Genomic DNA, 12,946 nt, shown 5'->3' with positions numbered 1-12,946 from the left:
GTTATGGAAGCAAGCCATTTCCAACTAAAGTAGATCAAAAAACTTTAATTTTGGCGTTTCGCTCACCACATATTGAGCACTTTAGCCGATTTTTTAAGTCTTCCAGAGTCAATCCTGAAGCTACATATTGTTTAATGTCTCTTTGAGAAAGTATCACTGGTTCACGGAACCTATAACCGCCGCAGAGATGTATTATCATTATCTCTGAATCATTTTCTAACCAGTCATTAAGAGTGTTGTGTGGTTTAGAAAGTCGCTCAATATCCAAACGCCATTGTTGGATTTCATTACTGTCCCAGTCGAGATTTAGTTTAGCACGTTGGGCAACGAATCGATGTTTTCCTCTGTTAATACTAGGTTCGTAGTCTTTTCGTTGATCGGTAGTAAGGTCCTCTTCGTATAGAAATGAATCATCGTTTTTATGAGTGGGTTCAAAAATTACTTCAATAAAACTTGGCTCATACGCGTTAAAACTTTTTTTTCTTATGAATATCCCTTGTGTACCACTCCCGTTTAAATCAGCACAAAAATTAACATCTATTCCTCGACGAAGTGCGAAAAAATAGCTATGTTCCCTCATGGCCACAGCTAATTTGGCTATATCTATAAGGTTGTGTATTTTATCAGAATATGTATTCATGAGGCTTCCAGGCAAATATCATGACAAGCATAAAATGTTAAAGCGATGTTGCGCATCTTAACAAAGTGACTATTGATTAATTTTAATTCGCCCTATCTTGCTTGTCTAACCATGATTGCATATTCAGAGGGCAAAGAATTACACTTCTTGTAATTTATTTCCCTTTAATTTCGTATTATCAGGGCGCTCTCTGGGGCCCCTTTTTATTCTAGTAAAAATTAATCACTTTCCACCTCTTCCGTGGTGTTTTCTTTCAGTCGTTTTTTACACATGGCTCACAAGTCAACTCCTAAAACGGAATATCGTCTTCAAAGTCCATTGGAGGTTCGTTATTGGCGTTGCTCGGAGGTTTACCGCCACCGCTGTATTGCTGGTGGTTTTGAGGTTGGTTTGATTGCCCCCAGCTATTTGAGGATTGTGAATCGTCGCGGCGGGCGCCGATCATTTGCATGGTTCCGCCCTGGCTGACGATAATTTCCGTCGTGTAACGTTCTACACCGGCGTCATCTGTCCACTTACGGGTTTTAAGTTTCCCTTCGATGTAGACCTGAGAACCTTTTCGTAAATACTCACTCGCAATTTCAGCAAGTTTCCCGAACAAAACGACTCTATGCCATTCTGTTTGCTCTTTCTGTTGGCCCGTTTGCTTGTCGCGCCATGATTCATTCGTTGCGATGCTGAGTCTTCCGACTGCTCCGCCATTTGGTATATGCCTGATCTCCGGGTCTTGCCCCAGGGTACCAATCAGGATGACTTTGTTTACACCGCGTTGTGCCACTTTTCTTACCCAATAAAACAAATTAATTAGAGCAATAATGTATATCTTTGAAACGTAGCTAACAAGTGATTTGCATTATCCTGTGCCTTCTAAAGGGATCGAGTCAGTCGGTATTGGCTGTGAATGGGTGTTTGTCCTTGGGCGTAAAACAATTCGCTTATGAGGTCTTTATGAAGGGGAAAACAGCCGCAGGAGGCGGTGCAATTTGCGCGATCGCGGTGATGATTACCATCGTGATGGGTAATGGCAATGTGCGAACCAACCAGGCGGGGCTGGAGCTGATTGGTAACGCTGAAGGTTGCCGACGTGATCCATACATGTGCCCGGCGGGGGTATGGACTGACGGGATCGGTAATACACACGGGGTAACGCCGGGTGTTAGAAAAACCGACCAGCAAATCGCCGCTGATTGGGAAAAGAATATCCTGATCGCTGAACGCTGTATTAACCAGCACTTCCGGGGCAAAGACATGCCAGATAATGCCTTCAGCGCAATGACAAGCGCGGCATTCAATATGGGATGTAACAGTTTGCGGACCTACTACAGCAAAGCGCGAGGCATGCGAGTCGAAACGTCCATCCACAAGTGGGCGCAGAAAGGGGAATGGGTGAATATGTGTAACCATCTCCCTGATTTCGTGAACAGTAACGGCGTTCCCCTGCGAGGTTTAAAGATTCGCCGTGAAAAAGAACGCCAGCTTTGCCTGACGGGGCTGGTCAATGAATAAACTCCGGCAGTTCCGCCGACTTTCGACAATGAAGTTATCGCTGGCGGCGATAGTTTTCGACTCGATTTTTATGGCGGTATATGTGCTCAATGAGACGTGGCCACTGGAACCGCTATTGTATGCGGGGCTTCGGCTGTGCCTGACATTTTTGAGCATGGCCGCGAGATTGATGCAGCAGAAAGAAACCGCTTCAGATTGCCCACGCCGCGCGGTGCGCAAATATATGGCACGCAGGCGAAGGCGATAATAGTTAACGAGAACCCCGGCACTCGCCGGGGTTATTTTTGGTGGTTATTTAAACGGATTGATTGAATTATTAAACGAGATGATGCTTGTCTCACGCGGTGCCTGGACGTTAGCCGCTTGCGGAACTTCCTTAATTTTCTTGGTGACAGGCAAGTTGCGAGCGCCAACTTTGATCAGAGATTCGAAAAGTGTGGCTACGATTTTTGCATCACCAGGTTCTTTGAGACGGAATGCGTCTTTTTGGGCGGCGGAGACGAAGATCGGGAGGTTATCCAGTTCGTCTTGCATCGCTGCCAGCACATCGTCGCGGATACCCGCTGTTTTCTCCAGCAAAGCGATTCGCGCTTCAGCATCTGCGATCTTGGCCATTGCTTCAAGGTGGCGACCTTGGCTTTCTAGTAGTGCGGTTTCCAGCTCTGCCGTACGCTCTGTCGCCTCCACCATCATTTCCAGTTCAGCCATTTTACTGTAATGGGATATAACGGCCTGCACTGACTCGTCAGAGTATCCATGCGCCGCCAGGGACTCTGCCAGTAGAGATTTAGAATCCGCGCTTTCAAACATTCCGGCGCTGGCCGGATGATCCAGACTGATATAGTTCGGCGTTGTCACATAATCCACACCATGGAAGCTGGTGGTTACAGCGATTTTCCCGGACTCGCGCCCGCCAGTGGCCCAGCTCCAGCCACCAGCACGGCTTTCGATCATCGCGGCGACAATTTTACCCGGCTCTGTGTTAAGAATTTCCTGTGTATGGGTAACGATGCCGTTGTCGTCAACGGATATAGCCACTGTGCGGCAAGCTGGAACATTGTCGATAACGACCGGGCGACCTTCCACCATGATCACGCTGGTTTCTGGTACCTCCAGTTTGCCTGTCAGCTGTCGGCGACCGTGGCCGTAGTAGCCGAAAAGCTCACCAAGGCGTAAACCTTCCTGAGTTTCCTTACTTTCAAGCATGGTCTTAACCGCGCTTAATACATACTGTCGCCCGTTCTGGCGACCTTTTCGAGCATTGCTATAGAGACAAAAGCGGTCAGTGACCGTTTTCAAAACATCAGTCATTATCGTTTCCCTCTTTAAAGACCGATTCAAGGATTTGCGCCAGTTCCTGTGGCGGTGTTTTGATGATGGAATCCATCAGGTGATCGTCGTCCTCACTTTTAGCTTTCAGTTCGTTCACCAGTGCTTCAGAGATTTTTTCGTCAATCTCCAGCACATCGCTGAACAGGTAACGTTTGAAAGCATCAGAATTGGCGAGGACGCTGTTATTGCTGACGGCATCGAGGATTTGCGTAACGATGGTGGCGTAGTTCGCCTGCGAGTCGCGGTTATCGTTGTGCTCTTGTTGCAGAGCGGTATTAACGGAGTGGAATTCGATTTTGTACGGGCGATCACCTTCCGGGTAGACCTTGCCGTACTTGAAAGCAAGATGAATATCGATAGCCCGCTGAATGAACTCTTCTACGCCCTGCTGGATCCATGAGGCGCGCATGGCTGCCTGAATTGCCGTGCGCAGGAAGCCACCTTCACCAAGCCCGCCGGACATTTGATCTGCCCACCCCAGGAGGGTGTAATCGAGGCCAAGAGCTGCCGCCAGCTGGCGCATATAGGTGAGAATGTCTTCAATGCCGTTGATGTCAGCCTGGATGGTCTGAGTATCAATCGTCATTTGCCCCTTGCCGTCGCCCATAATGGGAAGCAGGGTATTGGTCACCGTAGGCATGTTATTCGCGCCGCGTGCGCGCTTTTCCATCAGGTCAGCTGCTCGTTTAAGCGTCTGAGTAATGGTGCGTGAATAATCGGCTGCTTTTACCGGATCCAGACTATTCATCGCCAGACCGATGATTCGGTCAATTTTCGACGCATTAAAACGCGTTGCCTTCAGCGAGCGGATCGCCGAACGCAGATTCATGTACGGCTCGTAGGCATATTCGAGCAAGCTGGTCCCGTAATTCTGAGTTTCAATCGGTGTGCGCTCTTCCGGATTATCCAGCAGGCTGTAAGCCTTATGGCCAGTGTGCACAGGCATAAGGTTTGACTTAGGCCGCCAGTAGGGGATTTTCATAGGGATAATGGTCCACGGATCGGCGAAAACCATTTTTCCTGACGCATCCTTCAGATAATCGCCGCTAAATCCCGCCAGGTTGCCGCTGACCTCGAACTCTTTGATGAAGCCCGGAAGGGTGTAATAGGAGCACTCAAAAGACGTGATCCCTATGCCTTCTTTGGCGTATGGCCTGACATAAGCCACCCCAAATACAGACATGATAAATGCCCACCCGGCGACCTCTTTGTTGATGGTTCGCCCGATGTCGTTCATCAGCTCGTCACACAACGTCTGCGCGGCGTCATAGTCACTATCGTTTCCGTTGTGTACCGGCACGATAGTGAAGGTTTGTCCGGTCTTCTTATCGAAAGAGAGCGCGTGCGTAATATGGATGTTCAGCGCGGTGGCGATCGTGCTGTAAACCGCCATCTCTTCGAGTAGCGGATAGCGTTGCAAGCGGTCTTCCGACAGTTGAACTTCATCAAAGATAAAGCGACTACCGTCCACCAGCCCATCGCCAGCCATGCCACTATCGCCCGGTTTGCCGCCTAAGAAGCCGGACAGTTGTACCGGTGCCCCTGCGCGAGAAAACAAATACCCACTTCCGCCGTGCACAGCCAGCGCGGACAGGAGGATGTTGTCCCGTTCTCCGTTGTCTTTAAAAACCCCCGCCAGCGCCTTCCTGACCGAGGATAGCGTGATTTTATTGTCTGCCAAGATTGCACCTTAATTAGAATAATTCGCATCGTGTTTGAACGGAATTTAACACTAGTCACTTGTTAAGGATTACCAATGAACAAGCTATCTATGGGGGTTTTTCGCTGTTCAAGTGTCAGCGAAATATTGAAATACATTAGGGCAATAACATCTCATCGAGCGCCGATTAGATACGGCGTGGAAAAGGTGGAAGGCAAAAGCTATGACCGACTGCGCCGGGAGGCGAATCAGAAGGCGATAGATTTGCTTAATTCGCTGGTGGACGGCACGACACTGACAGATGAACAGCGCCAGATCCTGGCTGGGTACACCGGTGAAGGCGGCATTGGCGGGTCCGTCTCCGAATATTACACACCAAAACCTATCGCTGAAGGCGTCTGGGAGATCATGAAGCTCTATGGCGCGGACGTAGGTAACACCCTGGAACCTTCCGCGGGAACCGGTGTTTTTAATGAGACAAAACCGGTTGGTACAGTGATGACTGCGACTGAGATCAGCAGTGTTTCCGGTCGTATAAACCAGCTGTTGCATCCGGAAGACAGCGTACAGATTTCCCCGTTCGAACAGCTGGCTGTAAGCACGCCTAACGATTCATTCGACCATGTTGTGGGTAACGTTCCGTTCGGCGGGCGTGATAACACACGCAACATCGATAAGCCTTACGCAGAAGAAACGGACATGGGTTCTTACTTCATGCTCCGCATGCTGGACAAGATAAAGCCAGGCGGATTCATGTGTGTGATTGTGCCGCCGTCCATTGTTTCAGGTTCAAACATGAAGCGGTTACGCCTGCGCCTATCCCGTAAAGCTGAATTTCTTGGCGCTCACCGCTTGCCTACCGGTACTTTTGACGCAAACGGGACCAGTACAGTCGTTGACGTGGTGCTGATGCGCAAACATCCGGCGGAGATGGCTGAGAAAATCCCCCTGGTGGATGAAGGTACTCTTGAATCGGCAAATGTGCTTTGGCCAACGTTTATTTCTGGCAAGTGGTTTGAAAAGGACGGCCGCCGGTTTATTCATGGCACCCAGGAGAAGGGATTCCAGGGGCGTATTGAGGTTCGTGCCGACGGGCAGATTGATAACCAGGCTCTTAAAGCGAAGCTGATTCATCGTTTCGAAAGCCGTATCGACTGGTCTTTGCTTGATATGGCTGAACCGTCACCGACCGCAGACGTTGTTGATGAAGGGGAAATGCGCCTGATTAATGGCGTATGGCAAAAATATGCTGGTGGTCGCTGGATTGAAGCTGATGCCGGGAAGGAGCTGAAGATTGATGTTGCCAGTTATGGCGCGGATAGCTGGGAGGCTCTTCAGCGTAACCTGACTACCACTGAAGGCCGTCTCGGCATGACATTTACCCAGATGGCAAATGTCCGCGATAAGTACACCACATCAATCAGCGACGATATGGTACAGCTGGTGGACTGGATTAACAGCCAGCCTGAAAAATACCGTGAACGCTTGTATCGCGGGGCGATGATTGGCCGGATGTTAATTGAATATCAGGATATGAAGGCCGCCGGGCATAGTGCTGAACAAATCGAACAGCAGCGCCTTTCTCTGGTATCCCGTTTGCAGGCAGAGATTGACCGTTTTGGTAACCCCGGTCGCGGTCCGATAGCTAAATTATCGGGAAGCGGTGCGCGCGCCTGGTTTGCTTTCCGTGGTGCAATTAAGCTGGATGGCACTATTTCTGACGAGCTGACAGGAAAGCTGGTCACGCATGATTCCAGCGCCAGTTATGACTCCACCAGCTATCAGGACACCCTGCGTTATCTCTATAGCGATCTTACCCGCGATCCAATCCAGCTCGATGATTTCCGCCTTGCGTTTACCGGCGAACTGCCAGCCAGTGATGAAGAGTTGCTTAATTTATTGGCCAGCACCCCTGGTATTGCGGTTTCACCGTATGGCGGGATTGTTCCGTTCGCCCGCGCCACCAGCGGCGACATTAACGAGATAGTGGCTCCAAAACAGGAATTCCTTGCCACACTCCCCGACGGTCCAGTAAAGAACAACGTCCTTAATCAGCTGGCAGCGATCGAAGAGAAGCGCATCAAGACGCCAGCAGAGAATATCCGGTTTAAGCTCAATAGCCGTTGGTTCGACCGTTCCGTCATTCTGGAATTTTTGCAGGAAAACGGCTATCCGGATCTGCGCTATGTGCAGTCAGTGCAGCTGGAAGGCGACGAAATGGTTTCTGACACCTATCACGGTGGTGATGGTCTGTTCGTCGGGCACCGATACGGTGTCGTCCAGCGCAAGGATAAAGAAACAGGCGAGATCCGCTACGAGTGGGACCGTAAATCAGGAGAAAACGCGACCGGGTTCCCGGCACAGCTGGAAAAGTATCTCAATGGTGCGCGTATCGGTGGCAAAGATAGCACGACGGCGAACGGGTACCGCGAGCAGATGGCTCTGCTTGAGGAGCAGTTCAATAAGTGGCTCAAGACGCATGATCGCTACGATGAGCTGGTTGCCAAATACAACACTGTTTTCAATAGCAATATCCCGTATGAACATTCTGGCGATCCGCTTGGGTTGAAGGGATTAAGCGGTAAGCGACAGCCATTTGATTACCAGAATAGCGAGGTGCGCCGACTGTCCGAAGATGGGCGCGGCATTATGGGATTCGGTACTGGAATAGGTAAAACCACGACCGCGCTGGCGCTTGAGGCGTTCAACTATGAGAACGGTCGCTCCACCCGTACTGCTTATGTAGTGCCTAAATCAGTGCTGGAAAACTGGTATTACGAAGCAAAAGAGTTCCTGAGTGAAGAAGCCTTCAGTAACTACCTGTTCGTCGGTCTGGATGTACTGATGGACGGCGATCAGATTCGCCAGGCGCCGGTGCTCGATGAGAACGGTAAACCTGTACTTGATGCTGATGGCACTCCACTTATGCGCGATGCCCTTAAGCTGGCAGATGAAGCCACTATCACGGCGCGGATGAACGCGATCCTGCACTCAAATTACCGTGCAGTCGTGTTTACCAAAGAACAATACGCCCGCATTCCGCTACGCGATGACACCGTAGATGAGCATGCACAGGATATGCTTTATGACTTCGTTGCTGCCGGGCGCGTAGCCAGCGCAATGGATTCCGATTCCCATCGCAAAGAGGCGGCGCGCCGCCGGATATTGTCGGAGTATTCAGATACCGGCACCGAAAAAGCAGAGAAGTATCCGTACTTTGAGGATATGGGCTTCGACAGCGTGATCGCCGACGAAGGCCACAACTACCGCAATAGCTATAAAAATGGTCGCGAAGCGTCACAGTTGGCCTATCTGCCCACCAGCGCGGTAGCGCAATCGGCGAGAGATATGGCAATCAAAAACGCGTACCTGATGAAAAAGAATGGCGGGCGCGGACCGGTTCTCCTGACTGCAACGCCAGTCGTTAACACCCCGATCGATGCATACAACATGCTTTTTCATGTTCTGCCGAAGGAATACTGGCAGAAGATGGGGATCTACGGTCCTGATGACTTCGTTAAATTCTTCGGCAAGACCAGGCTGGAAGCGGTACAGAAAATAAGCGGTGAAGTTGAAGAAAAAATGGCGCTGGTGGGCTTTGAAAACCTTGATGCGCTGCGCGGTATATTCCATCGGTGGACAACGCTTAAAACGGCGGAAGACGTTAAGGATACCGTGGAGATCCCGGAGCTGGACGAGCACCAGCAGGATGCACCACTTACTGAAGAACAACTGGCGGCGTATGAAGAATTGCGTCAGCAGGTGGAAGCGGCGGCCAAAGCCAACAATGGCGTAACGACCTCGGTCAATGAAGACGGCGTGATTGAGCACGAGAAAGCCCGTCCGATCTTCTCAATAATCAGGGATATGGACCGCGTATGTACTGACATGGACCTGTACTATCGCCGGATCACCTATCGTTTCCTGCCGGAGTACGCCGATGCGGTGCAGCAGCTGGCGGACAGTTTGCCTAAACAAGCCACCAGCGAAGACGACGACAGTGATGATTCAATCACGCAACAATCGCAATACTCCCTGATAGATAAGGGCGAGTTTATTCAGTTGCAGGTTCCGGAAGCGTTCGAGCAGGAAGTGAATAAGCGCCTGGCCAGGTTTGGCATTGACGAACAGACCGTAACTCACCCCGTTACGCCCAAATACGCGAAGCTGATTGCCACGCTGAAGGAGTTTTTCCCGGAAGGTAAGCAAATCATCTTCACCGATGAAAAAACGCAGCACCAGAAGCTCAAGCGCATTATCTGCAATGCTCTTAACCTTGAACCTTCAAAGGTGGGGATCCTGAATGCTCAGACGGTTGCAGAGGCAGGTAAAACCGGTAAGAAACTGAAAGCGGTTAAACCTCCGAAAGAGCTACCGGATGAACCAACAGATGCACAGATAGCGAAATACAACGAGCAAATGGCTCTGTATGACGCCTATATCGCGCAGCAAAATGAAATGTCGCTGGGCGGGCTGGAAAAGATTGCTGCCGACTTCCAGGAGGGCCGGACCCCGATCATCATCTGCAACAAAAAGGCAGAGGTGGGTATCAACCTGCATCGAGGAACGACGGATATCCACCACCTGACGTTGCCGTGGACTCCAGCCAGTATTGCACAGCGTAACGGTCGCGGCGCCCGTGTTGGCTCCAACCGTGCAAGCGTTCGCGTTCACTACTACTGCGGCAAGGGTTCTTTCGATGAATACCGCCTGAAGACACTGAAACGTAAAGCTGGTTGGATATCCGATATTCTCCGTTCAGATAAGTCAGAAATGGAGAACGCCGACGCCAACGACATGATCGAAATGCAGATGTATACCGCTAAGGATGACGGCGAACGTTTGGCTATGATGCAGGTTCAAATGGATAAGGCGAAAGCAGCGCAACGCGCTCGCCAGAAAGAACAGGCTACTATCGACCTTCAGAACTACATCAAGGCGCAGCACGCAGCTGGCGAGGATGTGGGGGGTACTTACCGCTGAATTAGAGCGAAACAAAGCGGAACTTGAAAAGACCACCGCCGAGGTAGCTAAATTCAAACAGGCGGCAATGGCCAAAGCAGCTGATAACGCAGACTGGAAGGCCCGCTGGGGGAGCGTCCATCACACAGACCGTACGTTGTTAGCACAGTATCGCGCGTCGTTGAAAAGCGCCATTCAGCGCAAGGCTAATATCTCTCAAGCCATCTCCCGCTATGAGAAATTATTGAACCGTACTCAGAAGGCCGCGACGGATATCAAACGCCTGCGCCCGCTGGTGGAGGATGCAATAAATAAAGGCATTCTGGATGTTGATCCTGACCTGGTTAACCATGCGAGTGAGTTCCTTGTTATCGGCGATCGCTCATGGCGTGTAGGCCAATACTACGATTGTGCCGGTGATATCGTCCGCATTAAGTCTCTGGACTTCGACAGCCAGCGCGCAGACGTGGAGATCATCTTTACCTTCAAAGGCACAAAATCGGGTAACTGGGATGTGAAGACGCTGGATAAACAGGTTGATGTAACTCCCGATGAAGATGCTGTTATGCAGAAAATCAGTGGTGGCGTCTCCATCGCCGGGATTAACGACATCATTTCCTGTGACGATTTCTACCGTTTCCAGCAGCGCGGCATGATCAAAATCACTGACTCATACGGCGTTCAGACTACAGAGTCAGGCTACAGCATTGATTTTGTTGGTACCTATACGGACCCGCTGAAGCATGCGGTTTATCCGGATCGCCGTGACGGCGCCCTGAAGTCGTCAATTGCTAAATGGGTGCTTGGTATGATGTCGGAAGGGAATAACCGCCAGGTCCGTTTGGCAGAAGTATTCCTGACTGAACTGTTTGGCTCCAATTATGGCGATGTAATCGCGTCATACGGAGATACGCTATCCCCTGAAGCAATTCAGGAGAAAATAGCGGATGCGATCGCCAGAATGCCGGAGAAAACAAGCCAGGGGGCTACCCGTAACGGGGATTCTGAACTTGAGGTCACCAATGCCATTTTCGGTACCAATGAGTTCCGGGCGTCAGATTTTGAGATCACCACAGCACAGTTTGGCACCATTGGCATTTACAGCAATAAAGACGAGATCAAGCAGGCAATGGACGCAGCAAGCGCGCGCATTGCAGCAGAACGGAAAACCAATCTGAATCATGCAGTCGCCGCGCTGACTCAATCGTGGGTAACAGCAATCAGGGAGGCCATCACCACAGGGAAAATCACACCTGCAATTGCGGATGTCGTAAACGAAGGCTCTAAATTTATGGATGCCTATAAAATGGATTCGGTGCAGTTGCCATCAGCCTATGGCCAACTCAGCTATCGCATGACCTACAACCTGGTATCAATGTTTTCTGACCTTGCCATCCTTGGGCTGGTGGACCTTAACGAGGTTACGCCGGAATTGCTCAGCATGCGCAAGAATCATGCGGAGATATTGCAGAGAATTAACACGGCACTTGCCGGTCGCACCGATGAAGAGAAACAGGCAGACGCTGATCGGATAAACCTGGCCCTTGGCAACATCACGGAGGAAGAAATTGCCGCCAGAAACGAGAAACAAGAAGAGTTATCATCAATACAAGGTGATGCCACCAGCATAGCTCAGTCTCTTGGTCTGAATTATCGCGTATCCACCGCCGACCTGAAGATGATGTACGCACCAAAATTCGCCGCTGGCGAGGTATTTGGGCTTCAGGAAGCCTCCGGCATGAAAGGCGTTCTTTTCCGCGCTAAAGACGCAATCAAGGCGAAATTCGGCGCTCGCTGGCTGCCAGCGAAGGCGAAGAACAGCGATTTCCCGGGCAACTGGTGGATTATTGAGACAAAACACAACGTGGCGGACGTTATGGCCGTCATCCAACAATACGCATAACAGGAGCGCCCGGTTCGCCGGGCGTCGCATAATATGGCCACACTATCTGATACAATAAAACCGAATAAAACATATCTTGAGGCGGTACTGCGTACGGCGTTGTTAGGAAAGACAGAAGACGAATACGTTGATTTTTTCCTGTCTGGGCTACGCGGGCGATTACTGAAAAATCCCCGCCTGTACCGCAGCTATGGCCCATACTGGCCGGAAATTAAAAAATTATTACTGGAGCGCGGTTATGGTAATTTCGGTCGTCTCGTTGACCGTGACGTTCGCAAAATTTACCGTTATGACCGCCCGGCGCTGACACTCATAGCCGCGACGCTCTACAGCCAGGAGCGTTTCGATAATGGCCAGATATACTCAGCCTGGCATTTACTGCCAGTGTCTGAAGAGGTTGATGACCAGGACTATGAGTTTGAGTCTTACGATTTGGAAGTTGAAGCCTTAGCACAGGCTGGAGAGAAAACTTGAAAAAGCGATACTACACAGTAAAGCATGGGACGCTACGAGCATTACAAGAGTTTGCTGACAAGCATAACGTTGAGGTGCGCAGGGAAGGGGGAAGTAAAGCTCTGCGCATGTACCGTCCGGACGGAAAATGGCGGACGGTCGTCGATTTCAAAACTAACAGCGTTCCCCAGGGCGTCCGCGACCGGGCATTCGAAGAATGGGAGCAGATCATCATAGATAATGCATTGCTCCTGAATATAGATTGATATACTTAAAGGTTGCGGTTACTGGCCCCTCTGATAGCCATACTCCATGAAGAGCAAACTTGTGAAGTTCCATATCTTCATACGTTTCTTGGTCATGGAGTATTTATATTGTATAGGTAGATATTGTTTGAGTGCTGTTATCACTGCATCGAGATGTAATTAGGACATGGTAATATACATTTCTTGAACGTACTATCTTTACCGGAGTGTAGTGGCATAGTAAA

At 50.3% G+C, this 12,946-nt stretch carries 8 protein-coding genes and 1 pseudogene; 5 read left to right on the top strand and 4 right to left on the bottom strand.

Features of this window, described 5'->3' with window-relative positions; translation table 11 throughout:
- Nucleotides 1-34: 34 nt before the first annotated feature.
- Nucleotides 35-640 carry a hypothetical protein gene (locus D9738_RS23555; protein WP_001615655.1) on the bottom strand — a complete coding sequence of 202 codons (606 nt, stop codon included), beginning with the start codon at nucleotides 638-640 and terminating at the stop codon, nucleotides 35-37.
- Nucleotides 641-929: 289 nt separating this feature from the next.
- On the bottom strand, nucleotides 930-1,418 hold the full coding sequence (locus D9738_RS23550; protein ID WP_130261304.1) for a single-stranded DNA-binding protein: 489 nt from the start codon (nucleotides 1,416-1,418) through the stop codon (nucleotides 930-932).
- A 170-nt stretch (nucleotides 1,419-1,588) separates the two neighbouring features.
- On the opposite strand from D9738_RS23550, the gene D9738_RS23545 reads away from it, so the two are divergent.
- Both D9738_RS23545 and D9738_RS24860 read left to right on the top strand, forming a co-directional pair.
- Nucleotides 1,589-2,146: a lysozyme gene (locus D9738_RS23545; RefSeq protein WP_001345478.1), complete on the top strand. Its 558-nt coding sequence runs from the start codon at nucleotides 1,589-1,591 to the stop codon at nucleotides 2,144-2,146.
- Nucleotides 2,139-2,393 (top strand): holin, encoded by a 255-nt coding sequence (locus D9738_RS24860; protein WP_165383360.1) that lies wholly within the window; start codon nucleotides 2,139-2,141, stop codon nucleotides 2,391-2,393. Before D9738_RS23545 ends, D9738_RS24860 begins: the two co-directional genes overlap by 8 nt.
- Before the next feature lie 44 nt (nucleotides 2,394-2,437).
- Here the strand turns inward: D9738_RS24860 and D9738_RS23535 are convergent, their stop codons facing one another.
- Nucleotides 2,438-3,457: a head processing protein gene (locus tag D9738_RS23535; protein WP_130261302.1), complete on the bottom strand. Its 1,020-nt coding sequence runs from the start codon at nucleotides 3,455-3,457 to the stop codon at nucleotides 2,438-2,440.
- Nucleotides 3,450-5,159 carry a phage portal protein gene (locus D9738_RS23530; protein WP_130261301.1) on the bottom strand — a complete coding sequence of 570 codons (1,710 nt, stop codon included), beginning with the start codon at nucleotides 5,157-5,159 and terminating at the stop codon, nucleotides 3,450-3,452. Before D9738_RS23530 ends, D9738_RS23535 begins: the two co-directional genes overlap by 8 nt.
- A gap of 75 nt (nucleotides 5,160-5,234) precedes the next feature.
- On the opposite strand from D9738_RS23530, the pseudogene D9738_RS23525 reads away from it, so the two are divergent.
- The 3 genes and pseudogenes from D9738_RS23525 (at nucleotide 5,235) to D9738_RS23515 (ending at nucleotide 12,722) form a co-directional block, all read left to right on the top strand.
- A pseudogene (locus tag D9738_RS23525) lies at nucleotides 5,235-12,003 on the top strand (N-6 DNA methylase).
- Nucleotides 12,004-12,036: 33 nt separating this feature from the next.
- Nucleotides 12,037-12,477, top strand: coding sequence for a hypothetical protein (locus tag D9738_RS23520; protein WP_000224045.1), 441 nt, complete (start codon nucleotides 12,037-12,039; stop codon nucleotides 12,475-12,477).
- A complete protein-coding gene (locus tag D9738_RS23515; RefSeq protein WP_065226850.1) occupies nucleotides 12,474-12,722 on the top strand; it encodes a modulator protein in 249 nt (82 codons plus the stop codon). The genes D9738_RS23520 and D9738_RS23515 overlap by 4 nt, the downstream gene beginning before the upstream one ends.
- Nucleotides 12,723-12,946 lie beyond the last annotated feature (224 nt).

It is taken from the genome of Escherichia sp. E10V5 (assembly GCF_004212315.1).
Classification (GTDB): Bacteria; Pseudomonadota; Gammaproteobacteria; order Enterobacterales; family Enterobacteriaceae; genus Escherichia.
This window is presented reverse-complemented; position numbering and strand designations above follow the sequence as displayed.